The sequence below is a fragment of the Chitinophaga sp. CF118 genome, from assembly GCF_900112615.1.
Taxonomy (GTDB): Bacteria; Bacteroidota; Bacteroidia; order Chitinophagales; family Chitinophagaceae; genus Chitinophaga.
Map to the genome: position 1 here is coordinate 742976 of NZ_FOMK01000004.1, position 24951 is coordinate 767926.

General features: G+C 42.7%; 21 protein-coding genes. 3 read left to right on the forward strand and 18 right to left on the reverse strand.

Features of this window, described 5'->3' with window-relative positions:
- Positions 1-150 precede the first annotated feature (150 nt).
- Positions 151-378, reverse strand: coding sequence for a hypothetical protein (locus BM176_RS19240; protein WP_090105919.1), 228 nt, complete (start codon positions 376-378; stop codon positions 151-153).
- 618 nt (positions 379-996) lie between these two features.
- On the opposite strand from BM176_RS19240, the gene BM176_RS19245 reads away from it, so the two are divergent.
- Both BM176_RS19245 and BM176_RS19250 read left to right on the forward strand, forming a co-directional pair.
- Positions 997-1566, forward strand: coding sequence for an RNA polymerase sigma factor (locus BM176_RS19245; protein ID WP_090105920.1), 570 nt, complete (start codon positions 997-999; stop codon positions 1564-1566).
- 47 nt (positions 1567-1613) lie between these two features.
- Positions 1614-2687 carry a S1C family serine protease gene (locus BM176_RS19250; RefSeq protein ID WP_218162237.1) on the forward strand — a complete coding sequence of 358 codons (1074 nt, stop codon included), beginning with the start codon at positions 1614-1616 and terminating at the stop codon, positions 2685-2687.
- Positions 2688-2772: 85 nt separating this feature from the next.
- Here BM176_RS19250 and BM176_RS19255 read toward each other — a convergent pair whose 3' ends face one another.
- The 17 genes from BM176_RS19255 to BM176_RS19330 form a co-directional block, all read right to left on the reverse strand.
- The gene (locus tag BM176_RS19255) at positions 2773-3513 is read right to left on the reverse strand and encodes a carboxypeptidase-like regulatory domain-containing protein (RefSeq protein WP_090105922.1); all 741 of its coding nucleotides are present in this window, start codon (positions 3511-3513) and stop codon (positions 2773-2775) included.
- 125 nt (positions 3514-3638) lie between these two features.
- Positions 3639-3788 (reverse strand): lmo0937 family membrane protein, encoded by a 150-nt coding sequence (locus tag BM176_RS32210; RefSeq protein ID WP_143097860.1) that lies wholly within the window; start codon positions 3786-3788, stop codon positions 3639-3641.
- Position 3789: 1 nt separating this feature from the next.
- Positions 3790-3975, reverse strand: a complete 186-nt coding sequence (locus BM176_RS19260) for a CsbD family protein (RefSeq protein WP_090105923.1) — start codon at positions 3973-3975, stop codon at positions 3790-3792.
- Positions 3976-4049: 74 nt separating this feature from the next.
- Positions 4050-5000: an aldose 1-epimerase gene (locus BM176_RS19265; RefSeq protein ID WP_090105924.1), complete on the reverse strand. Its 951-nt coding sequence runs from the start codon at positions 4998-5000 to the stop codon at positions 4050-4052.
- A 502-nt stretch (positions 5001-5502) separates the two neighbouring features.
- Positions 5503-5862: a hypothetical protein gene (locus BM176_RS19270; RefSeq protein ID WP_090105925.1), complete on the reverse strand. Its 360-nt coding sequence runs from the start codon at positions 5860-5862 to the stop codon at positions 5503-5505.
- A 131-nt stretch (positions 5863-5993) separates the two neighbouring features.
- Positions 5994-7322, reverse strand: coding sequence for a xylose isomerase (gene xylA, locus BM176_RS19275; RefSeq protein WP_090105926.1), 1329 nt, complete (start codon positions 7320-7322; stop codon positions 5994-5996).
- Positions 7323-7372: 50 nt separating this feature from the next.
- A complete protein-coding gene (locus BM176_RS19280) occupies positions 7373-8857 on the reverse strand; it encodes a xylulokinase (protein WP_090105927.1) in 1485 nt (494 codons plus the stop codon).
- A 267-nt stretch (positions 8858-9124) separates the two neighbouring features.
- Positions 9125-10804 (reverse strand): sodium/sugar symporter, encoded by a 1680-nt coding sequence (locus tag BM176_RS19285; RefSeq protein ID WP_090105928.1) that lies wholly within the window; start codon positions 10802-10804, stop codon positions 9125-9127.
- Between the two features lie 118 nt (positions 10805-10922).
- Positions 10923-12029, reverse strand: a complete 1107-nt coding sequence (locus BM176_RS19290; RefSeq protein WP_090105929.1) for an NAD(P)/FAD-dependent oxidoreductase — start codon at positions 12027-12029, stop codon at positions 10923-10925.
- 9 nt (positions 12030-12038) lie between these two features.
- Positions 12039-12992, reverse strand: a complete 954-nt coding sequence (locus BM176_RS19295) for an NADP-dependent oxidoreductase (protein WP_090105930.1) — start codon at positions 12990-12992, stop codon at positions 12039-12041.
- A 330-nt stretch (positions 12993-13322) separates the two neighbouring features.
- Positions 13323-14579 (reverse strand): threonine ammonia-lyase IlvA, encoded by a 1257-nt coding sequence (gene ilvA / locus BM176_RS19300; protein ID WP_090105931.1) that lies wholly within the window; start codon positions 14577-14579, stop codon positions 13323-13325.
- 82 nt (positions 14580-14661) lie between these two features.
- Positions 14662-15705 (reverse strand): ketol-acid reductoisomerase, encoded by a 1044-nt coding sequence (gene ilvC, locus BM176_RS19305; protein WP_090106139.1) that lies wholly within the window; start codon positions 15703-15705, stop codon positions 14662-14664.
- 76 nt (positions 15706-15781) lie between these two features.
- Positions 15782-16372, reverse strand: a complete 591-nt coding sequence (ilvN, locus tag BM176_RS19310) for an acetolactate synthase small subunit (RefSeq protein WP_090105932.1) — start codon at positions 16370-16372, stop codon at positions 15782-15784.
- 11 nt (positions 16373-16383) lie between these two features.
- The gene (gene ilvB / locus BM176_RS19315; RefSeq protein WP_090105933.1) at positions 16384-18138 is read right to left on the reverse strand and encodes a biosynthetic-type acetolactate synthase large subunit; all 1755 of its coding nucleotides are present in this window, start codon (positions 18136-18138) and stop codon (positions 16384-16386) included.
- A complete protein-coding gene (gene ilvD / locus BM176_RS19320; RefSeq protein WP_090105934.1) occupies positions 18104-19783 on the reverse strand; it encodes a dihydroxy-acid dehydratase in 1680 nt (559 codons plus the stop codon). Before ilvD ends, ilvB begins: the two co-directional genes overlap by 35 nt.
- A 414-nt stretch (positions 19784-20197) precedes the next feature.
- Positions 20198-21103, reverse strand: coding sequence for a branched-chain amino acid transaminase (locus BM176_RS19325; RefSeq protein ID WP_090105935.1), 906 nt, complete (start codon positions 21101-21103; stop codon positions 20198-20200).
- 395 nt (positions 21104-21498) lie between these two features.
- Positions 21499-22401 carry a sugar phosphate nucleotidyltransferase gene (locus BM176_RS19330; protein ID WP_090105936.1) on the reverse strand — a complete coding sequence of 301 codons (903 nt, stop codon included), beginning with the start codon at positions 22399-22401 and terminating at the stop codon, positions 21499-21501.
- Between the two features lie 203 nt (positions 22402-22604).
- On the opposite strand from BM176_RS19330, the gene BM176_RS19335 reads away from it, so the two are divergent.
- Positions 22605-24929, forward strand: a complete 2325-nt coding sequence (locus BM176_RS19335; RefSeq protein WP_177230457.1) for a family 20 glycosylhydrolase — start codon at positions 22605-22607, stop codon at positions 24927-24929.
- The last annotated feature ends 22 nt before the right edge of the window (positions 24930-24951 follow it).

Here is a 24951-nt window from a genome sequence, read left to right on the forward strand (position 1 = left end):
TAATCAAAAATTACATTCTATCTAATAAAAGAGCTTTAATTCGATATTTTATTCAAAAACAGCGAACTAAACAAGCTTAAACAAAAAAAACCGTCCCAAAGCATTAGCCCGGGACGGTATATAAAAGCCGTTAATTGCTTACCAATAGAATTATTTCTTGATAGAATCAGTAGCAGCTTTAGCAACTGAATCAACAGTAGCTTTAGCAGTATCTGCAACAGCGCTCAATGCTGAATCAGCAACAGCTTTAGATGAATCGATAGACTCAGTTGCAGCAGCTGCAGTTGAATCAGTACCTGTACCAGCACCGCCACCGCAAGAAGTTGCAAATACACCAATAGCTAATGCCAGGAAACCGATTTTCAGTAAGTTCTTCATTTTATTAATTTTTAGGTTTGAAATATTATTTAACTCTTTATACCGGGATTGGAAAAAGGTAACCCAGGATTTTAAAAATATTTTTCAAATGCCCCTTTTTTTAGGGTATATCCCTGGTAGAAGAGCATCTTTAAACGGCTACTGGTCACATTTTTAGGTCCCAAAACTCCTATTTCCACATTTTTTTTCAAACCTGAATAAATTATCATTTGGAAGAATATAACGGGATTCAGTCTTGTAGATTGGTAATGGTCAATGATACACTGCGTCTGCCTGTTTAGTTTTTTAATCTGGCTTTGGAATAAGATTATAGATTAGACCTTTATTATACTTCACCTAAACATCACGGCAAACAAAGGTGTATTTATTGACCATTACCAATCGCGCGGTATCAGCACAATAGGGAAGTCAGCCTTATAGGATAATTGAATCTCTGCTTACCCCTTCGCATTAACTAATTCATAATCAATAGAATAATTTTTCATTGTTCCTCACATAACAAGGATAGAATTTCTAAACATAGCAGGGTGAGCCAGATCGAAACAGTTATATTGATTTGGGATTTGGAATTATTTTCTGCTACTTTGGGTTACCAAAGCCAAATAATAGTATTAATAAGTGAAGCATAATCTGAACATAGAAAGAGATAAGGAATTATTACTGGGGTTAGCCCGTAATGATGACAAGGCGCTGTCAACCATTTATAAGGAGAATTTTCCCTCCGTTTTAAGAATGGTTCTACAGTACAGAGGCTCAGAAGATGATGCGAAAGATCTTTTCCAGGAGGCAATGATCGTATTATACGAGAAAGTGCAGCAGGGTGAGTTTGATCTCTACAGTAAGTTAAAGACTTTTCTGTATTCCATCTGCCGGCATCTGTGGCTCAAAAAGCTGCAAACGGGTAATATGTCACTTGCCATGCCGGACGAACTGGAAGAAATGCTGCCTGTGGAAGATACTATAGAAGAACACGTGAAAAAGGACGAGCAGTTCAGGATCATGGAACAGGCAATGTCAGGTATGGGTGAACCTTGCAAAACTATACTCGAAGATTATTATATAAGGAAAATGTCCATGCAGGACATTTCTGAAAAATTCGGGTATACTAATGCAGAAAACGCCAAGAATCAGAAATACAAATGTCTGATGCGTTTAAAGAAACTATTTTTTGATCAATATAAATCTTAAGATCTGGCAGATCAGATCTTTAAATGAGGTTACAGGCGATGAATGATATGACATTAATACGTGATATAGAACGCTACATGGAAGGCGATATGAGTATGCAGGAAAAAGCTGCATTCGAAGCGCTGCGCCAGTCTAATCCGTTAGTAAACGAGCAGGTACTTGCCCATCAGCAGTTGATCCAGCAGTTGGAAGGTTATGGCCGCCGCGTAGCATTAAAAGATAAACTGGATCAAATCCATGCTTCTCTCGATATGAATGCTGTAAGAGCTGCCTCTTCACCGGCTTCACCAAAAGTAGGATTTATCAGCAGAAGGATGTTAACCAATCTCGCTGCTGCTGCATGTATCGCTTTAATTACATCTCTATCGACTATTGCCCTGATGCAAAAGGCTACCAGGCAGAAAACTACCGCGCAATACGAAGATGTAAGACGTGTTCTGAATAATATCCAGCGTTCACAGAATGCGCTGATCAATGATTTCAACAGTAAAAAGAGTGCTCCTGCTAATCCCGGGACTTACGGTGGCACCGGCTTTGCTATTTCCAATAATGGCTATCTCGTAACCAACTATCACGTTGTAGCTGGCGCAGATTCTATTTATATCCAGAGCACAAAAGGTGAAACATATAAAGCTACCAGCGTATTCGAAGATATTTCCAGCGATCTGGCAATTCTGAAAATCACTGACAGCTCTTACAAGGGACAACCTATTCCTTACACTTTAAAACCACAGGCTATTCCCCGCGGTGAGTATGTGTACACGTTAGGCTTTCCCCGTGATGAAGTTGTTTATGGAGAAGGATATATAAGTGCACAAACCGGCTTTAACGGTGATACCACTGCCTACCAGGTTTCTATTCCTGTAAATCCGGGGAACAGCGGTGCTCCGCTGATGGACAACAAAGGTAATGTTGTAGGTATTGTTACCGGGAAACAAACCACTTCAGACGGTATTGCTTTCGCAGTAAAAACAGCTAACCTGAAACGTTTGCTGGACGAAATGAAAGATAAACTGCCTAAAAAGGAATGGAATCGTAAAAGTCGTATGGAAGGTTTAACCCGTACGGAACAAATTAAGAAAATGGAAGACTTCGTATACCTGGTGAAGGTATACAACTGATCATAAAATATTTCTTTCTATTGGCCTCTGCATGCTAACGGCCACGCTGGAAACAGGGTGGCCGTTGCTTTTTATATTAAATAGCTTATTTCTTCATCCATGCTTTATACTTATCCGTTACCCAGTAAATAAAATCTTCCTGGTTCAACGAACGTATTGTGTTATAATCAGGATAATTATCCTGCATAAAATGCAGGAGGGAATCGCCTTTCAAACTGGTTACACGACTAACAAATAACGGAGTAAATCTTGAATCAATATATTTCTGCATTTCGGCTTTTGCATAAATCTTCTTAAACTCTCTTTTCTGTTTTTCCTTCCTGGAATAACGCGTAAACGGACTAAATACAATACCTGCCCCCTGAGGTGTATTATCGCCTGCCAACCTGTGATTAGGAAGATCCAGGATATAACCAAACTTCTCCCGCCGTTCAAGCGAATCTATCTGGTAAGGCGTCAACCGGGAACTTACTTCAACACTACGCAGTTGCTTCGACTCTACCACCAACCCTATCTCTCTGGTTTCTGTTCCAATAGCCTGTGAAACAACAATACTATCCGGCTTGTAACCTATAAAAGAGAATATAATCAGATCTTTTGGATTAGCAGAGATCTTATAAAACCCTCCTTTATCAGAATACGCCCTCTTACCAGTGCTCTTGTTGAATACGCTTGCATAAGGCAATACCAGCCTGTTGTCCTTATCTACGATACTACCAGTTACCGTTACCTGCTGTGCCTGTGTCCGTACTGCCAGCATGAGTATACTACAACAGCTAACTAGAAAAAATGTGATGAGCCTTCTTACAGGTCTGATTGTCTGCATAGTTTGAGCCTTAATTCGGGTGATTTACAGTCAAGGTAGAAAATGCCCTTCGCTTTACAAAAAAATCCTCCTGGGTAACAGGAGGATTTATGAAAATATTAACCATAATTTATATAAGGTAATATTTACCTTGAACCTCTTATTACCTGCAGAATAATGGCTATAATGGCTATTACAAGCAACACATGTATCAGGCTACCTGCCGAATATACAAATACACCCAATAACCAGCCAATGATAAGTATTACTGCAATAAGATATAATAGATTTCCCATTTTAAGCCGATTTTATGAGTTTAATAACTTCATCTCTTGACTTACCGAGCTTCTGCTGGATTTTTCCAATAAGACGATCTTCCTGACCTTCTTCATATAACAAATCGTCATCAGTAAGATCTGCATATTTCTGCTTGATCTTTCCCTTTAACTCATTCCATGTGCCTTTGATTTGTAAGGTATCCATAACGTAACTTTTTTGGGTGAACTAATAATCTTTACCCTATTAAAGTTCCAAAGACTATGCCGGATACCCTGCACTTACCATGCAGCAGCAATAAGAGTGGTGCTGAACTCCCTGCTTTCTCCTGCTGGCACCGTTAGTAGTCCTATTCCGTTATTAAATGCATTTGGTGCCCCGGTGAGGTTTTCTATGGCAATACTATCACGGTGAGGTGGAATATAGATCTGCAATACAGGATAACAGGTTCCGGGGTAAAAGGTGATATCCACCTGCTTTTTCGGGTCACGCAGCAGACACAAAGGTGCCCCCTTCGTAAAATCCAGCATGAATGAGTTATCAAGCAACTCATCAGATAAACTGGTGAGTTTGGAAAACTTGTTATTAGGCAATAACTTACCCGTAGGAACCAGTTGCGCATTAAATTCCACTATTTGTGTTGAAGCAAACTGTAACTCCATTTCATCTACCGGCGTGCCGGTACTAAAATAGGGATGCCAGCCATCCATAAGCGGAATAGCGGTTCCGGAAAGATTTCTGATAATAGTAGTAATATTCAGCTGAGACCCTCGTAGCAAGCTGTATTGTACTTCGCAAAGATAAGGGAACGGATATCCTGCATCATCTCCGTTGTATTCATGATACATAGTTAATACAGCACTATTTTTATCTGCTACCTGTGCAGTCACATTAAAGGGTACATCATAAAGCAATCCGTGAATAACTTTACCGGGAGATACCGATTTTTCAATCGTATATTCTTTTTGCTGCCATTCATATTTACCGTCAGGAATACGGCAGGCAAAAGGACTCAGCTTCGCACTCCTGAAGTATTCAGACAAATTATTCTGATAATCCTGCAAACTACTGTAGCTGTCTATGATATTCAGCAGTCCCCCATCCTGTGGGACCCGGAAAGCATGCAGTAAGGCTCCGCAAGCAGGAATAATCTCTACCTGTGTGCCACTTTTATTATCAGTGAGAGCAATGATTTCAAAACCCGCCTGATGAAAAATATCGATGGAGAACATGTATGTAAATTACAAAAAAGAAGAGGTATATGAAAGAAATAAAATACCCCGGAAATGAAGCACCCTCTTAGGTTAAAGTAAGAGAAAATGTATTAAATGAACAGCATGCTACTCTATAAGAAGAAGGAGAACTCAATGGTAAAATCAGGGATTGAGGATCACATAAACGACTCTTCAGAATCAGAATAATCTGCAGGAACGAAGTTCATAAATGAGTATAAAAATCTTAAAATCCAGGCTGAAAACATTCTTTTTAGCGAGCTTTCAAATCAACAGCAGTATCAGAAATTTTGCTTAAACATTGCCTTCCGGGATCAATCAGGAAGAGGCGAATTGTTTGTCACCAGTACCTTCCAAGGCCTTTTAAAAGCTGGTATTTAAAAAGTGTCTGACGGTCGTTTAAATGATTAGATGTCTCCATCAAAAGGAATCAAATAAAAAAAAGGAGCTGTATCGTTTTCTGATACAGCTCCCGCTTTCAAAATAATTTCATAGCAGTCAACTATTGTTTGTCTGCTCCTTCTTTTTTCGCAGCATCCTTATGCTCATGAGGTTTACCATCTTTACCTGGTTTACCGTCTTTACCTGGTTTTTCTCCTGGTTTACCATCTTTACCCAGGTGTTCTCCAGGGTTGCCGTCTTTACCTAAATGTTCTCCTGGTTTACCGTCTTTTCCGGGTGCTGGTTTGTCTTTAGGAGCATCTTTTTTGTCCTTGTTCTTACCATCTTTACCTGGTCCTTTCATGTCTTTATGATCATGATGTACACCTGCAGTATCACGTTTTGGATGATCCTGTGCATTTACTGTAAGGGAAGATAAGGCTACAACTAATGTAGGGATGAGGATAGCTGAAATTTTCATAGTAAATATGGTTTTTTTTAACTGCGTAAAGATAGTAATTAAACTCTTTTATAATATGACAAGGCAAAAAGAAAGCTGCTTTTTACGGCAGCTTTCTTTTCTTATATCAACTCAACAAATGAGATTTCTTATCAGATATATTGATTGATAATATTCTCCAGCCATTCCTGTTTACCACTGATATGTTTGGGTTCGCCATTGCTTATCGCAAAATTGCGCAAGTCTTCCAGCGTCAGTTTGCCTTCTTCAAATTCCTTACCCTTACCGCTGTCGAAAGAAGCATAACGGTCTGTACGGAATTTTTTATAAGGAGATTCTGCCAGTATTTTTTCAGCTATGATAGCAGAGCGTGCAAAGGAATCAATACCACCGATATGTGCGTGGAAAATATCTTCCAGGTCGGTAGAATTACGGCGTGTTTTAGCATCAAAATTAACACCACCACCGCTGAAGCCACCTGCTTCCAGGATTACCAGCATGGCTTCTACCATATCATTCAGGTTCATCGGGAACTGATCAGTATCCCAGCCATTCTGCTGATCACCACGGTTAGCATCGATGCTGCCGAGGAAACCATTATCTGCAGCTACCTGCAGCTCATGCTGGAAAGTATGACCAGCCAATGTTGCATGGTTCACTTCAATATTCAGTTTAAAGTCTTTGTCCAATCCGAAATGACGCAGGAAACCAATTACAGTTGCACTGTCATAGTCATACTGATGTTTGGTAGGTTCGCAAGGTTTAGGTTCAATAAAGAAGGTGCCTTTGAAGCCTTGTTTACGGGCGTAATCACGTGCAACAGTCAGAAATTTCGCCAGATGTTCCTGTTCGCGTTTCATGTTCGTATTGAGCAGCGTCATATAACCTTCACGGCCACCCCAGAATACATAGTTCTCACCACCTAAAGCGATGGTAGCATCCAGTGAATTCTTCACCTGCGTACCAGCATATGCCAGCACAGAAAAATCAGGATTGGTAGAAGCACCGTTCATGTAACGCGGATTGCTGAATACATTGGCAGTTCCCCACAGCAGCTTCACACCACTGGCTTTCTGTTTTTCTTTTGCATAATCTACCACCTGTTGCATACGGCTTTCGTACTCTTTGATAGTAGCACCTTCATCTACGAGATCTATATCATGAAAGCAATAATATGGCACACCCAGTTTGGTAATAAACTCAAAAGCAGCATCCATTTTATCCTTTGCACTCTGTACGGCATCAGGTGCCGCTAACCAGGGAAATTCTTTGGTACCCGGACCAAAAGGATCTCCACCGGTTCCGCAGAACGTATGCCAGTAAGACACCGCAAAGCGGAATAATTCCTTCATGGTTTTACCACCAATTTTTCTGTTCTCATCATACCATTTGTACGCAAATGGATTGTTCGATTGAGGACCTTCATAAGCAATTTTACCTATGCCTTTGAAGTACTCCTGATTCCCTAGTGTAATGCTCATTGTAATTCGTTTTTTTGATCCAACGTGTATATGTGTGTAGCTGTAATGTGTCAGCTATTAATAATGTGCTTCAATCCTTCCAGCCATTGCTGGTATATTTCTGCATATTGCGTTTGCAGCTTTGCATCCGGCTCTATTGTAGCCAGGCATTCCATTCCCTTGAACGCCTCTTCTTCCTTATAACAACCTGCACCTATTCCGGCAGCACGGGCAGCTCCCTGTGCGCCATCCGTATTATATAATTCAATCACCACATTCGCTGTATTCGCAAATACCTCACGGAAAAGAGGGCTCAGGAACATATTAGCCCGTCCTGCTCTTACGCGATGAATCTGCAATCCCATATCTGTCATGATATCCATCCCGTATTTCAGGGCGAATACAATTCCTTCCTGGCCTGCACGCAAAAGGTGCTCGCGACTGTGGATATTAAAGTTCAGATTATTAAAAACAGCACCGGTATCTTTATTTGCAAGGATACGCTCAGCACCATTCCCGAAAGGATAGATTTTTAATCCACGGGCGCCGGCTGGTGCTTTACCTGCCAGGGAGTTCATCTCATCATAAGCCAGGTTGCCGGTCATCTGCCGCAGCCAGCTATTAAGGATGCCTGTACCATTCAAACACATCAGCACACCATTACGGGGAGCTTTCTCTGTATCATTCACGTGTACAAAAGTGTTCACACGGCTTTCATTGTCAAAAGCAATATGATCATGCACTGCATATACTACACCCGATGTGCCGGCTGTAGTAGCGGCTTCACCTGGCTTCAGCACATTTAGCGAAAATGCGTTGTTAGGTTGATCTCCTGCCCTGTAAGTAACAGGTGTACCTGCTGCCAGTCCAAGTAATGCAGCTGCTGCCGCAGTTACCTTTCCCTGAATCCCGAAGGTGGGAACAATATCAGACAACAGGGATTGATTGATATTATAATGTTTCAGTAATACCTGGGATGCCTGTCTGCCACTAAAATCCCAGAAGATCCCTTCAGATAATCCGGAGATAGTTGTTGCAGCTTCACCTGTAAGACGCATCGCAATAAAATCGCCCGGCAGCATTATTTTATGAATGCGTGCATAAATCTCAGGTTCGTATTGCTGTACCCAGCGCAGCTTAGAGGCGGTAAAGTTGCCAGGAGAATTTAAGAGATATTGCAGACTCCAGTTATGGCCCAATGTTTCAAAAGCCTCATTCCCTATTTCCACAGCACGACTATCACACCAGATGATAGAAGGACGCAGCACGCGCTGCTCTTTATCTACACATACAAGGCCATGCATCTGGTATGCAATACCAATACCTGCTACCAGCGCTCCATCAAAAGGATGCTGACGTTGTAAGATATGTGTAGCGTTTTGTACTTCCTGCCACCACAATTCAGGGTCCTGCTCGGCCCAGCCAGCTACTGGCGCTTGCATAGGCATTTCCTGTGCAGGACTTACCGCAGTTGCCAGGCATTTACCTGTTTCAATCTCCATCAAGGCCGCCTTCACAGAAGAAGAGCCTAAATCATAACCAATCGTATATTTCATATTATAAAGCCAGAATGCCTGGTTTCCCCGGCATTTAATATTTGGATAAATCTATAACAGCACTATAAACACGGAGAGCTGACTAAAAAGGATCCCCCCTCTCGGGTAAGATGATGGAGACTAAATTGCTTTTACGCGATTCTTAACGCCTTCATTTTACTTTTTAGTCAGCCCCTGATTTCAAACTCTGTCAGGAGTCGTCTCGTGTTTGTAACAAAAGATTATTAATAACTTTTTAGACACTGCTGGAAGTACAAAGTTTGTAGCCTACCAGTATGCCGCGTATAATGCAATCAGGATACCGCAAACCAGAATAGCGATAACGGTGAAAGATGTAGATGTTCTGAACATAGAAGAATCTACTTCCAGTCCTTTAGGTCCATCTGCAGCCACAACCCGTTTAGGAGCTATCAGTGAAATCAGGATCATACCAACCACACAGAATATGAATACAATACCCATACGGTCAAGGAATGGTATTTCATATACACCTGCAGCATTAGGTGCTGCAAATCCGATGCCGCTAAGGAAAGAAAGATCTACCGCATCAGGCAGGAACTTCAGCACGAAGGAAAGAACAACCCCTCCAATCATCGCAAACAATGCTGCAGATGGAGTAGCCCGCTTCCAGAAGAAGCCCAGTACAAACATGGCAAAGATACCCGGAGAAACGAAACCGGTATATTCCTGAATAAACTTGAATCCACCTTTTTCTATACCAAGGAAAGGAGAGATCACGATAGCTAGTATCATTGCGATAACAACAACCCAGCGACCAACGTTTACAATTTCCTTTTCATTGGCTTTTCTATTAAAGATCTCTTTATAGATATCCAGTGAGAAGATCGTAGAGATACTGTTTGCTTTACCTGCAAGGGAAGCCACAATCGCAGCAGTTAATGCAGCAAAAGCCAGTCCCTTCATACCTATCGGCAACAGGTTCATTAATACAGGATAAGCATTATCCTGGTTCACTACTCCTTCTTTAAGCATTTCAGTCTGGAACATTCCCTGTTGATGCAGTACATAAGCTGCAATACCAGGTAATACTACAATCACAGGCATGAGGAGTTTCAGGAAACCGGCAAACAGCAGACCGCTGCGTGCAGTTTTAAGATCCGCTCCCAATGCGCGTTGCGTGATATACTGGTTACATCCCCAATAGTTCAGGTTCACAATCCACATACCACCTACCAGGATCGATAATCCAGGTAAATCCAGATAATGCGGGTCATCCTTCTTTAAGATCATATGGAAATGATCATCTGCGTGCTGCGTTAACAGGTGGAACCCTTTAATAACACCGGTTTCACCAAAATGTTCGGATACCAGGCTGAGTGCCAGGTAAGTAGTAGCCAATCCTCCCAGGATCAGGAAAAACACCTGGATTACATCCGTATAACCGATCACTTTCATCCCTCCCAGTGTAATGAATACAGCAAATATTGCCAGTAAACTCATACAGAGATAGAAATTAATGCCGGAAATAGTGTTGATAGCCAGCGCTCCAAGATAAAGGATAGAGGTCAGGTTCACTATCACATACAACAACAGCCAGAACACCGCCATGATGGTGCTCACTGTTTTATTATACCGCGTTAGCAGGAACTGCGGCATTGTATAAATCTTGTTTTTGAGATAGATGGGAAGAAAAAATACAGCTACTACTATCAAAGTAGCCGCTGCCATCCATTCATAGGTGGAAATAGCCAAACCAATTGCGAAACCGGAACCAGACATACCAATGAATTGCTCCGCAGAAATATTAGAGGCAATCAATGAGGCTCCGATAGCCCACCAGGTAAGAGATCCTTCCGCCAGGAAAAAGTCTTTTGAATCGGTAGTTTTTTTCTTTTTTTTCTGGTAGATATAGAAACCGTAACCGGCAACAATCAGAAAATACACTAAGAAAACAACATAATCGAGGAATTGTAAGCTCTTTTGCATAAAATCAACGTGGTAAAAAGAAATTAATAAGCAATCAATATAGCAACATTTTAATTAAATGTAAAATTTACATTTAAAATTATAAAACAGTTTGTGTAATAGCTAATTATTTTTCATCTTATTGTAGTAATAAATTAGCCAATTGTTCTCCAACTATGGAACCGATAGCCACTCCCATCCCCCCCATCCGTACTCCGAGTGCGATATTCGGAGAATATTTCCGGATTAGTGGCTTTCGTGTGTCTCCAAAAGCCATAATTCCTGTCCACCGTTCAGTAATAGTAAAAGAATGTGCAGGCAATATAATATTGTGAAGCCGGTTTTCCAATTGTTGTTGGATCTGTTGGTTAAGGTCAAACTCCGTGGTAGCCTCTGTGGCAAAGTCAAGATTTCGTCCGCCGCCGAATAATACCCTCCCCTGCAGCTCGCGAAAGTAATAGTAGCCTTCTTCCATGTGGAATATGCCGCGAAAGGGCAGGTTGGGGATTACGCTTGTCATTAGTACTTGCCCCCTGCCCGGTTGCAGGGGTACATCCGGCAGTAGCTCACGGGTAAATGCGTTGGTACATATGGCCAGTCCCCGGCAATGAAAGGTGATATCCTTCACCGTTACGTGTACCCCGACACCTGTATCTTCTATATTGTTAATAGGGCAGCCGGTTTTTATCTCTACCCCCTTACTAATCGCAATATCTATGAGGCAGCGCATCATTTTGCCGGTGTTCAGCTCTCCTTCGTAATTGTTCTGCACCAGCGTCTTCACGTATTGGGGATTAAAGCCAAAACGGTTATTTATCTGCTTAAATGCCGGGCCACCAAGTACAGGCTGCAGAAGGCTATTTACCTCCTCCATCCGCTTCAGTGCAGGTTCTTCCGCATCGCTGATCAGTTCATAACTGCCCCGTTCCCGATAATCCATATTGGCATCCCCAATCCGTTGCCGTAACAATTGCAGACCATTACGACGTAACTGTAATAAAGCCACTACCTCTGTAGCTGGCATCAATTTCAGATCGGCCAGCAATTCGGTAAGGCTACCGATACAGGCAAAACCGGCATTTTTGGTGCTTGCTCCTGTGGGTAAGATTTCTTTCTCCAGAACCAGTACCCTGGCGTGTGGTTGCAGTTCCTTCAGACTGATAGCGGCAGACAATCCTACTATGCCGCTACCGGCAATTATATAATCATATTGTAAAAGATGTTGTTTTTCCCAAAAACTAAGCATGAGAAAGCGTTAAAGGGTTAACACCACTTTTCCTGTTACATGATGTGATTCCAGCAGTTGATGGGCCTTTGTTACATCCATTAAAGGAAAGGTAGCAGCTACTTTTATTTTTAGTTGCCCACCTGCCAGCAATGCAGCTATTTGATCCATCCGCTCACCATCTGGTCTTACAGACATCCATTTTACCTGCACCCCCTTTTCACGGGCTTTTGCTATAATAGCGGGATCATCTTTATACATACTGGGAAGAGATACCAGGATTCCTCCAGGCTTAAGTATATCCAGGGAGCGCAGGGCTATTTCTCCACCCATACCATCTATTACTACATCTACCGGTTCTATAGCGCTTTCAAAGGGTTGTGCTTTATAATCGATCACAGCGTCGATACCCAGTTCCCTTAAAAAGGCATGGTTATTTTCAGAGGCGGTGCCTGCTACAAAACAACCTTTCCATTTTGCCAGTTGAACAGCTATATGTCCTACACCACCTGCTGCCGCATGGATCAGCACCCGCTGTCCTGCTGTTGCTTCTGCATGATCGAATAATGCGGCCCAGGCCGTTAATGTAGCCAATGGTGTGGCTGCTGCGTCTATAGAAGAAACATTTTTAGGGATAATCGCAAACTCGTTTTCCTGCACTACAGCATATTCCGCATAGGCACAGCCCAGTTGAGGAAAATTACTTAACCCAAAGATCCGGTCGCCGGTATCAAACTTACTCACACCATCTCCCAGGCTCACCACTTCTCCCGCAATATCCCAACCTAAAATGGCAGGCAGGGAGATACCTGCGGCATATCCTTTACCCATGCGGGTCTTATAATCCACAGGGTTTAATCCTGCCGCTCTTACTTTCACCAGTACCTGCTCTGCTGCAGGTAAAGGCACGGGCACTCTTTCTATCCTGAAGACGCTAGCGGCTCCAAATGCCGGTAGCACAGCAGCCTCCATCAAATTACTCATGTCTACATATTTTATTCAATGTACCTGATTATTATAATATGCAGCATTGAAGTTAAAAGTATTTACTGTTTTATAACACGATAATAATGGATAGCCTGTGTAATTTCTTTGCCAAGCCTAGTACTTTAAACAGGAGATAAGCAGGAGGTAAACAGGGGTTAAACAGGTTTTAAGCGAACTAACACCTGTTTAACCCCTGTTTACCTCCTGCTTACCTCCTGTTTATAATGCATGTCACATATAAGATATCCATATACTACCCCTGAAGTCATCGCATAAAAAAACGGCTCCATTACCAGAATGAAGCCGTTTAAAAACTAAGTATAACATCTACACTAAATACCCAAAAAGATTATCATCTTTATTAAGTTCTGTATAGTGAATATTGTATTTATTAAAGTTTGCAATAAGGATATCATAATCCTCTTTGTTCTTCAGTTCTACACCTATCAGCGCAGGTCCCATCTCCTTGTTATGCTTCTGAATAAATTCAAAACGGGTAATATCATCCGTAGGGCCTAATACATGATTTACGAATTCTTTCAATGCTCCCGGACGTTGTATGAAGCGGATAATGAAATAGTGTTTTAATCCTTCGTATAACAGTGACCGTTCTTTTATTTCCTGCATGCGGTCAATATCATTATTGCTACCGCTCACCACACACACTACTGTTTTGCCTTCTATTTCTTTAGCAAAATCTTCCAGTGCAGCCATAGACAAAGCACCGGCGGGTTCTACCACAATAGCATCTTCGTTATACAGTCTTAATATAGTGGAACACACCCTTCCTTCCGGAACCAGGTGCATCTTAGACAATACATCTTTGCATATTTCGTAGGTGAGATTGCCCACTCTTTTTACAGCAGCACCATCCACAAAACGTTCTATTTCGGGAAGAGTAATAGGGCCCCCATTTTCCAGTGCACGCAACATAGAAGGAGCCCCTTCCGGTTCTACACCAATAATTTTAGTATCAGGACTATACGCCTTAAAATAAGTTCCCACACCAGCAGCCAGCCCGCCACCACCAATAGGAACAAAGAGATAATCTATGTTAGTCAGGTCTTCCAGTATTTCAACTGCTACGGTACCCTGTCCTTCAATGATTTTCGGATCATCGAAAGGAGGAATAAAAGTCATGCCATGTGTTTTGGTATATGCCTGTGCTTCGGCAGAGCAATCATCAAATGTATCTCCAACCAGTTTTATCTGTATGTTATCACCACCAAACATGGTTACCTGGGTCACTTTCTGTCTTGGTGTAACGATAGGCATGAATACCACGCCATGTATATCCATTTGTCTGCAGGCATAGGCAAAGCCCTGTGCATGATTGCCTGCGCTGGCGCAGGTAACCCCTTTGGAAAGTATTTCTTTATCCAGGCTGCTGATCATGTTGTAGGCCCCGCGCAATTTATAGGAGCGTACAATTTGCATATCTTCTCTTTTCAGATAAATATCTGCATTATACCGGCGGGATAAGGTAGCACTATAAGAGAGAGGAGTGCGGGTTACCACCGACTTTAACTTCGCCGCTGCATCGAGTATATTGAGAGGATCTACACTTGTAATTACCTGAGACATTTTACTAAATTAAAATGATCAATTACGGATAAGGAATAATGTATCCCCCGTCCGCAATTGATCATTATCGTTATGAGTTTTATTATGCGTTTGGACGCAGCTTTCTTACAGCCGCACCTGCCTGCCACATTTCGCTTTCGCGGAGTTCTTTCAGTTCTTCATCCAGTTTAGCACGGTAATCAGGCGTACTGTTGGAAGCGATAGAACGGGCAGCTTCTTTACCTGCTTTTACGCTGGCATATAATTCTTCAAATACTGGCTGGCTGGCTGCTTTAAATTTCTTCCACCAGTCGAGCGCACCACGCTGAGCAGTAGTAGAACAGTTAGCATACATCCAGTCCATACCATTTTCTGCTACCAGTGGCATCAGAGACTGTGTCAGCTCTTCAACTGTTTCGTTGAATGCTTCTGATGGAGAGTGACCATTCTTACGCAGTACTTCGTACTGAGCAGCGAAGATACCCTGGATAGCACCCATCAGAGTACCACGTTCGCCGGTAAGGTCGGAAGTAACTTCTTTCAGGAAGTCAGTTTCGAACAGGTAACCGGAACCAACGCCAATACCTAAAGCGATTGCACGCTCACGGCCACGGCCGGTAGCATCCTGGAAAATAGCGAAGCTGGAGTTCAGACCCTGACCAGCCAGGAACAGTCTGCGCAGAGAGGTACCGGAGCCTTTAGGGGCAACCAGGATCACATCCACATCAGCCGGAGGTATAATACCAGTTTGATCTTTATAAGTGATACCAAAACCATGGGAGAAATACAGTGCTTTACCTGCAGTCAGATGTGGTTTTAAAGTAGGCCACAAAGTGATCTGACCAGCATCGCTCAACAGGAACTGAATGATAGTACCTTTCTTGGCAGCTTCTTCGATTTCAAACAGTGTTTGACCAGGTACCCAGCCATCAGCAACGGCTTTATCCCAGGTTTTAGATCCTTTACGCTGTCCTACAATCACGTTAAAGCCATTGTCTTTCAGGTTCAGTGCCTGGCCCGGACCTTGTACGCCATAACCAATTACTGCTATCACTTCATTCTTCAGCACTTCTCTAGCCTTTTCCATGGGGAATTCTTCTCTGGTTACTACGTCTTCCAGTACCCCGCCAAAATTGATGGTTGCCATGTTTTGATAGTGTTTTTTGTTGTTTTTGTGCCGCAAGCCCTTAGCCGCCAGCTTTTTGTTATTAAATTATTTTTGATCAGATACTTTCTTCTGCTGCTGTTATCGTGGATGTACTGCTATAATCAGCCGGTGGCAGATTATCAGTATGCAGTCCGGCCAGCTCTTTCAGATGATCATGAAAACGGCGGCTCCATTTTACAATAGCTACTCTGCCGCTTTTTGAATATTCAATCAAACCATAAGGTGCCAGCTTCTGCTGTAATGATATCAGTTCATGCTGGTGGCCGGTCTTCTCAATTACAAAATATTCATCCGTAATAGTGAGTATTCTTGCCTGGTTCTCACGAATCAGCTTTTCGATATTCCCGTTCTGTAATGATTTTGTAGAGATCTTATAGAGCGCCAGTTCCTGGTATACTACTTCATCTTCGTCATGTACAAAGGCACGGTGTATTTCTATCAGCCTTTCTATCTGGCCAACTATCTTTTCCAGCTTAGACCTTTCGGAAAGTACTGTGATGATAAATTTGTATACACCGGGTATCTCTGTTTCAGCCGTAGTAAGGCTGGTGATGTTGATACGGCGGCGTGTAAAGATAACAGTGATACGGTTCGTGATACCGATCCTGTCTTCCGTATATACCGTTACTGTATATTCTTTTTCCATAGTGTTCTTGTTTAATCGAGCCTGATATTAGCTATCGGGGCGCCCGCAGGTACCATTGGGAATACATTACCTTCCTGTTCTACTACTACTTCCAGCAGATATGCACCTTTGTGCGCCAGCATTTCGTCAATAGCAGCATCAATTTCTCCACGGGTGCTTACCTTCTTGCCTGGGATATAAAACCCTTTGGCAATCTGCACAAAATCAGGATTTATCATCTCTGTAGAAGAATAACGCTTATCATGGAACAACTGTTGCCACTGACGCACCATACCCAGGAAGTTATTGTTGAGGATCACTATTTTCACGCCTATTTCAGACTGATAAATAGTACCCAGCTCCTGTAAAGTCATCTGGAAACAACCGTCTCCGATGATCGCTACCACTTCCTTTTCAGGTACACCTACCTTGGCTCCCATTGCTGCCGGTAAAGCAAAACCCATCGTACCCATACCACCAGAAGTGATATTGGTATTCGGATCTTTAAAACGATAATAACGGGAAGCAATCATCTGGTGCTGACCAACATCTGTTACCAGTACTGCATGACCACCTGTTTTTTCAGATATCCTGCGGATAACTTCCGCCATCTTCAGCTGATCACCTTCAGGATATAATTCAGGTTGAATAACCTTCTCATGCTCCTTCTTATCTGCTTCTTTAAACTCCTGCAACCATTCGTCGTGTTTCGTTGCATTTACTTTTCCAATCAAAGCCTTCAGAGCCGTTTTAGCATCTGCATGTACAGGCACATCTGCTTTGATGATCTTATGAATCTCTGCCGCATCTATTTCAATATGGACTACTTTCGCCTGCTTGATATAATGCGTTACATCACCAGTGATACGGTCGTCAAAGCGCATCCCTACAGCAATCACCACATCACATTCATTTGTCATGATGTTAGGCGCATAGTTGCCATGCATCCCCAGATATCCTACATATAAAGGATGATCTACCGGAACAGCAGACAATCCTAATAAAGTAGAAGCGATAGGAATCTGTGCCTTTTCAGCAAAAGCAATCAGTTCCTTTTCAGCACCGGAGATCAGTACACCGTGACCACAAAGTATATACGGTTTTTTTGCACTGTTGATGAGTGCAGCAGCCGCATCTATCGCAGCAGGGTCCAGTTCGGGAACCGGGCGGTAACTGCGGATATAATCACACTTTTTATATTCGTAATCAAATTTGGCAGCCTGTGCATTCTTGGTAATATCTACCAGTACAGGACCGGGACGGCCGCTGGCAGCTATGTAGAATGCTTTAGCAATAGCGCCTGGAATATCTTCGGGACGAGTTACCTGGATGTTCCACTTAGTGATAGGCATTGTAATACCTATTACATCCGTTTCCTGGAAAGCATCTGTACCTAATAGTGCAGCTGCTACCTGGCCAGTGATACATACCATAGGAGTTGAATCCATATAAGCATCTGCCAAACCTGTTACCAGGTTGGTAGCACCCGGGCCGGAAGTGGCAAATACCACCCCTACCTTACCAGAAGTACGCGCATATCCCTGGGCAGCATGTGTAGCACCCTGTTCATGGCGGACCAATATATGATGGACTTTGTCCTGGAAATCGTACAGGGCATCGTAAATAGGCATAATTGCGCCTCCGGGATAGCCGAAAATAGTTTCGACACCTTCTGCAATCAGCGAGCGGATCACGGCTTCAGAGCCTGAGATATTCAGTGTGTCCGCAGTTAGCTCAAACTTCTCAGTTGGCTTAGTCTTCATCGGTAACACATCCTTCTGTTGCATTTTTAACGAGTTTTGCGTACTTAAATAGGATTCCATTGGTAGCTTTCAAAGCGGGCTTGATCCATTTTGCCCTGCGGGATGCCAGTTCTTCATTGCTCAGCTGCACGTTAATCTTATTACTCACTGCATCTATTTCTATTATGTCGTTGTCCTGTATCAGCCCGATGTTACCACCTTCCTGTGCTTCAGGCGTAATATGCCCTACCACAAAACCATGTGTACCACCAGAGAAACGGCCATCTGTAATCAGCGCTACGCTTTTACCTAAGCCCACACCCATGATTGCGGAAGTAGGTTTCAGCATTTCGGGCATACCGGGAGCCCCTTTAGGGCCTACCTGCCTGATTACCACTACATCACCTGCTTTCACACGTCCGCTGGTGATACCTGCAATCAGTTCAAACTCACCATCAAACACACGTGCAGGTCCTGTGAAACGTTCCCCTTCTTTACCGGTGATCTTGGCAACAGAACCCAGTTCAGCGATATTACCATACAGCATTTGTATGTGACCGGTTTCTTTCAGTGGTGTTTCCAGCGCCCTGATGATATCCTGTGTTTCAAATTCAAGATCTGGTACACTTTCCAGGTTCTCTGCTATCGTTTTACCTGTTACTGTCAGGCAGTTACCATGCAGGAAACCTTTCTTCAGCAGATATTTCATTACCAAAGGAACACCACCGATATTGTGAAGGTCTTCCATCAGGTATTTACCGCTTGGTTTCAGATCGGCTATCAGCGGTGTTTTATCACTGATACGCTGAAAATCTTCTAAACCGAATTTCAATCCCACAGATTTTGCGATGGCAATGAAATGCAGTACGGCATTGGTACTACCTCCCAGTGCAATGATCACTGTAGCAGCGTTTTCAAATGCCTCGTAAGTCATGATATCCGAAGGCTTGATATCTCTTTCAAGCAGCAGGCGGATATATTTACCTGCCTCAGCACATTCCTGTTGTTTTTCCTTGCTCAAAGCAGGGCTGGAAGAGCTGTAAGGTAAGCTCATTCCCAGCGCTTCTATCGCAGAGGACATTGTATTAGCGGTATACATACCCCCGCAGGCGCCGGCGCCAGGACAGGAATGCATGATAATACCTTTATAATCTTCCTCATCCAGGTTACCGGCCATTTTCTGGCCCAGTGCTTCAAACGCTGAGATGATGTTTAAGTCTTGTCCTTTGTATTTACCGGGTGCAATAGTGCCCCCGTATACCATGATAGAAGGGCGGTTTAAGCGGCCCATTGCCATCAGGGAGCCCGGCATGTTTTTATCACAGCCCGGAACGGTGATCAGTGCATCATAATATTGTGCACCACATACAGTTTCGATGGAATCAGCAATCAGATCACGGCTGACCAGGGAATAGCGCATACCGGGTGTACCATTACTCATACCATCGCTGACGCCTATGGTATGGAAAGTAAGTCCGACCAGGTCATTTGCCCATACGCCTTTTTTGACCTGTTGAGCCAGGTCATTGAGGTGCATATTACAGGTATTACCGTCGTAGCCCATACTGGCAACGCCTACCTGTGCTTTTTTCAGGTCTTCTTCCGTTAAACCTATCCCGTATAACTGTGCCTGTGCGGCCGGTTGGGTGGGATCCTGGGTGAGCGTTTTACTGTATTTGTTCAGTTCCATCTGTTGTTATATTTCCTTAGTTGCTATTTCCATATACCGGTTGCTTGTTGCATCGGTATGGTTAATCATATTAAGTAGGATGCAAAATAGCTGTGAAATGAGGCAAGTTCCAAACCAACAATTACCGGTTAGCCGGTCTTCAAATCTGTTAAATTTACGCCCAAATCCTTACTGGCATTGCATAACGTGATCTTAAAAATCCAAAATCCAAAAGTTCAGAAGAGCTTCCTTAGCCTGTTTATTTAAGACATTTTAAGGGCTGTTTTTGTCATTCCTGCGGAAAAGTGATCGGACGGCCGGAAGCCGTCTGACCACCCGCAGGTATCTATTCTTATCTAAATTATATACAAATACTGCCCCCGTTCCGGGTTTCACCCGGAATATGGCAACATTTATGTACTGAACACCAGTAGTTTACGCTACTTTAGCCGCTTCACGTTTAAATTCTTTTCCCAGTACTTTGGCTTTGTATGCCTGTTGCAATACTTTACCCAATGATTCTGCCCATGGTTTACCAAACTTTTGGTTATCCAGGGATTCAAAGCCTATCACTTCGGCAGCAGTACCACAGAAGAATGCAGCATCAGCTGTTTTCAGCTCTTCTATAGTAAACAGTTTTTCTTCCAGAGGAATATCCAGTTCCTTGCACAGTTCAATTACAGTAGCACGGGTAATACCAGGCAGAATGTTTCCCGGAGGAGGAGTGAAGATCTTACCGTCTTTTTCGAAGAAAAGATTAGCTCCCGGACCTTCAGCCACAAAACCGTTCATATCCAGCAGCAATGCTTCATCGAAACCTTTTTCCTTTGCTTCCTGCGAAGCGAGGATAGAGTTTACATACAAACCGGCAGATTTAGATTCTATTTTAAATGCTTTAGGGTTCGGACGTTGATAAGAGGACGTCAGCACACGCAGCAATTTCTCACCAAGATAAGCACCCCAGTCCCATGCACAGATTAATACATGTGTTTGAGAAGCAGCTTTTAATGTCATGTTTGGTGGACAAAAAGCAAGCGGGCGGATATAAGCTTCTTCAAGGTTGTTCAGTTCCAGCACTTTGTAACAGGCCGCAATTAACGCCTCATTGTCAAAATTGTAAGGAATGTGGATCAATTCACATGAACGCTTAAATCGGTCAAAATGTTCCTTTGCCTTAAAGATCTTTACTTCCCCACTAGCAGTCTTGTAAGCACGAATGCCTTCAAACACAGCGTAACCGTAATGTAAAGATTGACCATACAGGTCAGTTGTAGCCGCGGTGGCTTTTTTGAACTCTCCGTCAATGTAAAGAATGGTGTTCTCGTTGTAATAGCTATACATATAATTCAGATATTAAGAAATCGTGTTTATACAGGCATAAAAAAATCGCCTTCCTTTTGTGGAGGAAGGCGATTTGTTATCGTTTAGTGATTATACACAGTTACCTATCCTCCAACTTGGTGGCTAATAATGACAACGACAATCACGACCAGTGTGATAGCCCAATTGAGCTCTGGTACGATTTGACTGATCTTGTTGTTGTCTTTATTTACCCACATGGAGGTGTTTCGTTTTTGCTTCTACAAAAGTATTGGTCATGAAAGTAAAAACCAATACAATTTTAAAATTTAGTCAATTCGCAAACAAATGTTCACTTTTTGAAAATATTAAAATATAAGTGCCATTCTTTAGATCAAATCTGGTTTGTCACCCGATTTATTATACATAATCCGGCCCTATTTCCACAGATTGTCTGGATATTCCCCACTTTCTACCAGGGCAGAGAGGCTGGTTTGTACCCCCGGAGCATCCTCTTTATAAGTTACACCGAACCATTGTGCTGCACAAGGCAATACATTTACAACACCCAGTTTATTCTTAATAAAGTGATCTACCACAATCGGAATAAAGAATTCGGACTTCGGCTTGTCTCCATCCTTTGCCAGGAAGTCTTTAAACAGTTGCTGACTTAATGTAAATACAGAAGGATGGAAACCCCAGAAGTTCATGGATACAGGTGTATCGGCCGCCAGTGGATGCTTGCTGCCATCTGCATCTTCATATACTATCTGATTACCATCTTTATACACTTTTGTTCTTTCGTTTATGGCTGCCAGATTACCCTTCTCATCTGCTGCACACACACCACGGGAAACAGAACCATGCTCACTGATGGTTTTGCCAAGTTCATACCCTACTACACTGTATACATCTGGTTTACAGGCATTCTGCAGGAAAGTAGCCATCTTTTCAAAGGAATCACGGCCATAGAAGTCATCGCCATTAATTACAGCAAAAGGCTCATTAATTGCATCCTTTGCACATAATACAGCATGAGCAGTACCCCACGGCTTGGAACGGTCTGCGGGTACAGGATATCCGTTCAGATAAGCATCCATTTCCTGATAAACATAATCAACTGCTACCCTGCCTTTTAGCTTGGGTTCGAAAATTTCGCGAAATTCAGCTTCAAAGTCTTTACGGATAATAAACACAATCTTGCCGAAACCAGCCCTGATTGCATCATAGATAGAGTAGTCGATAATGGTTTCTCCGCTCGGGCCAAACTGCTGTATCTGCTTTAAACTACCGTAACGGCTAGCCATGCCGGCTGCTAAAATCAATAAAGTAGGTTGCATTTTTTTGAACTTGTTTTAAATTGTGATCACTGTGTTAGCGAAATTTCCAGGGGCTAAATTTAATGATTAAAAGTATTTTCACACTTTCTTTTTGCTTATCATAGCTTCTTTTAATGTTTTATTAAAGTAGCATGTAATACGACGCCCGGGGCCAGATGTCTGCAAACTCCGTACCAAGTAAAAATAACAATAACGCATATCTTATGAAGAAATTACTGTTGTCTGCATTAGCAATGTTATACTGCTTCTGGGGTATGGCACAATTAAAAACGGGAGATATTACCATTATTCCGGAGCCGGAATATCTTAAACCACTGCCGGGAAGTTTTGTGTTGAATGACCACACATTGATCCACTATACAGGGCAGGCAGGGAAAACAACAGCAGATCTGCTGCAAGCCTTTCTGAAAGCCAATTACAATATTGAGCTGCAGATCAGCAATGCACCATTACCAAAAATGCCCCAGCAGCCTGTTATCAATTTCGTAGATGTTTCAGGGAATAACCCTGAAACAAATTCTATGATCTATCCTGAAAGATATGAACTGGATGTGAATGCAGGTACAGTTTCCCTCAAAGGCGATGCTGCCGGACTTTTCTACGGATTACAAACATTACAGCAACTGTTGCCTTTAGAAAAAAGTACAACCATTCATATACCTGGAGTGCAAATCATTGACAAACCTCGCTTCGCCTACCGCGGTCTGATGCTCGATGTAAGCCGTCATTTCTTCCCTCCTTCCTACATCAAACAGTTTATTGATGTAATGGCACAATATAAGTTTAACCGTTTCCACTGGCACCTTACAGACGATCAGGGATGGCGTATAGAGATAAAAAAATATCCACGCTTACAGGAAATCGCTTCTCAGAGAAAAGAAACAATCGTAGGCCATCACCGCTATAGCAACGGGTTTGATGGAAAACCTTACGGAGGATATTATACTCAGGATGAAGTACGTGATATTGTGAAGTATGCTGCCGAAAGGCATATTACCATCATTCCGGAAATTGAAATGCCGGGGCATTCACAGGCAGTGCTGACTGCATATCCCAGCTTCGGCAATACCGGCGGGCCTTACGAGGTACGCTCCACATGGGGCATCTCTAAAGATATACTTAATCCAGTAAACGATTCTGTGTTCACTTTCCTGGAAGATGTACTCATTGAAGTAATGGATCTTTTTCCAGCTAAGTATATCCATATAGGTGGGGACGAATGTTTGAAAGACAGATGGAAAGAATCTCCACAGGTGCAGGAACTGATAAAGAAACTCGGCTTAAAAGATGAACATGCATTACAGAGTTACTTCATTCAGCGCATTGAGAAATTCGTAAACAGCAAAGGACGTAATATCATAGGCTGGGATGAGATCCTGGAAGGCGGACTGGCACCAAATGCTACAGTGATGAGCTGGCGCGGCGAAGAAGGTGGTATTGCTGCGGCGAAAGAAAAACATGATGTAATCATGACGCCCAATACTTATCTATACCTTGATTATTACCAGGGGCATCCGGCTACTGAACCTCTGAATGCAGGTGGTTATCTTCCTTTATCTACTATATACAAATATGAACCACTACCGCCTTCTCTGAATGCAGAAGAACAAAAATATATCAAAGGTGTACAGGCTAATATCTGGACAGAATTCATTCCGGATAATCTGATGGCAGATTACATGGTATGGCCCCGTGCACTGGCATTATCAGAAACTGCATGGTCGCCCGCCAGTAAAAAGAATTATAATCGTTTCCTGAAAAAAATGCCTGCAGAACTGGCCCGGATGGAAAAAGAAAATATCAATTTCCGGATCCCCGAACCTGCCGGGCTGGAAAGCAAACTTGTTATAGCACCTGCTGCCATCGTTAAACTTACCCCTCCTGTAAAAGGAGCTGCTATTTATTACACCACAGATGGTAATCAGCCAGGCATTAACAGCAATCGCTATACACAGCCAATTCATTTGCAGGTGCCTGCAAACGGATCGGTAAAGCTGCAATGTATTGTAGTTACACCTTCCGGTCGTAAAAGTCCCTTGTATAGTGCTACTTATATAAACAGTGTGTATCAGCCTGCAGCCGATATAAAACCTGAAAAAGAAGGAATCCATTTCTCTCTCAATAACAATATCACCCTCAGTCAAACGAAACAGATCCCTGCAAAAGCAGACAGCACAGGTATCATATCCGGCATTCAGATCAGAACGTTCCTCGACCAGGGAAAAACCAACTACAGTGTAACCTGGGAAGGATATGTAAAAATAGATACTGACGGATTATACGAGTTCCATGTGAATGCAGATGACGGAGCCGTTTTATACATAGACGATAAACCGCTGGTAGATAATGACGGCACACATACCCTTACAGATAAAACAGCTTTCAGTGCATTACGTAAAGGTTTCCACAAAATAAAAGTACAGTACTTCAATGCAGGTGGTAACATGTGGCTGGACGTATTCATGTTTAAAAACGGTGAAAAAATAGATTTAAATAAATACTTGTTTACTAACATAGACGTTCATTAAAAGAACAAACGGAGACCAGTAG

What these genes read in the sequence shown, in the direction of transcription:
- BM176_RS19270 (WP_090105925.1), bottom strand. Translation starts at nt 5,862, where the DNA reads ATGAAAATTTCAGCTATCCTCATCCCTACATTAGTTGTAGCCTTATCT.
- ilvA (WP_090105931.1), bottom strand. Translation starts at nt 14,579, where the DNA reads ATGTCTCAGGTAATTACAAGTGTAGATCCTCTCAATATACTCGATGCA.
- BM176_RS19290 (WP_090105929.1), bottom strand. Translation starts at nt 12,029, where the DNA reads ATGCTTAGTTTTTGGGAAAAACAACATCTTTTACAATATGATTATATA.
- ilvC (WP_090106139.1), bottom strand. Translation starts at nt 15,705, where the DNA reads ATGGCAACCATCAATTTTGGCGGGGTACTGGAAGACGTAGTAACCAGA.
- BM176_RS32210 (WP_143097860.1), bottom strand. Translation starts at nt 3,788, where the DNA reads ATGGGAAATCTATTATATCTTATTGCAGTAATACTTATCATTGGCTGG.
- BM176_RS19325 (WP_090105935.1), bottom strand. Translation starts at nt 21,103, where the DNA reads ATGTATAGCTATTACAACGAGAACACCATTCTTTACATTGACGGAGAG.
- BM176_RS19255 (WP_090105922.1), bottom strand. Translation starts at nt 3,513, where the DNA reads ATGCAGACAATCAGACCTGTAAGAAGGCTCATCACATTTTTTCTAGTT.
- ilvB (WP_090105933.1), bottom strand. Translation starts at nt 18,138, where the DNA reads ATGCAACAGAAGGATGTGTTACCGATGAAGACTAAGCCAACTGAGAAG.
- BM176_RS19285 (WP_090105928.1), bottom strand. Translation starts at nt 10,804, where the DNA reads ATGCAAAAGAGCTTACAATTCCTCGATTATGTTGTTTTCTTAGTGTAT.
- ilvN (WP_090105932.1), bottom strand. Translation starts at nt 16,372, where the DNA reads ATGGAAAAAGAATATACAGTAACGGTATATACGGAAGACAGGATCGGT.
- ilvD (WP_090105934.1), bottom strand. Translation starts at nt 19,783, where the DNA reads ATGGAACTGAACAAATACAGTAAAACGCTCACCCAGGATCCCACCCAA.
- BM176_RS19330 (WP_090105936.1), bottom strand. Translation starts at nt 22,401, where the DNA reads ATGCAACCTACTTTATTGATTTTAGCAGCCGGCATGGCTAGCCGTTAC.
- xylA (WP_090105926.1), bottom strand. Translation starts at nt 7,322, where the DNA reads ATGAGCATTACACTAGGGAATCAGGAGTACTTCAAAGGCATAGGTAAA.
- BM176_RS19240 (WP_090105919.1), bottom strand. Translation starts at nt 378, where the DNA reads ATGAAGAACTTACTGAAAATCGGTTTCCTGGCATTAGCTATTGGTGTA.
- BM176_RS19250 (WP_218162237.1), top strand. Translation starts at nt 1,614, where the DNA reads ATGACATTAATACGTGATATAGAACGCTACATGGAAGGCGATATGAGT.
- BM176_RS19260 (WP_090105923.1), bottom strand. Translation starts at nt 3,975, where the DNA reads ATGGATACCTTACAAATCAAAGGCACATGGAATGAGTTAAAGGGAAAG.
- BM176_RS19335 (WP_177230457.1), top strand. Translation starts at nt 22,605, where the DNA reads ATGAAGAAATTACTGTTGTCTGCATTAGCAATGTTATACTGCTTCTGG.
- BM176_RS19280 (WP_090105927.1), bottom strand. Translation starts at nt 8,857, where the DNA reads ATGAAATATACGATTGGTTATGATTTAGGCTCTTCTTCTGTGAAGGCG.
- BM176_RS19295 (WP_090105930.1), bottom strand. Translation starts at nt 12,992, where the DNA reads ATGAGTAATTTGATGGAGGCTGCTGTGCTACCGGCATTTGGAGCCGCT.
- BM176_RS19265 (WP_090105924.1), bottom strand. Translation starts at nt 5,000, where the DNA reads ATGTTCTCCATCGATATTTTTCATCAGGCGGGTTTTGAAATCATTGCT.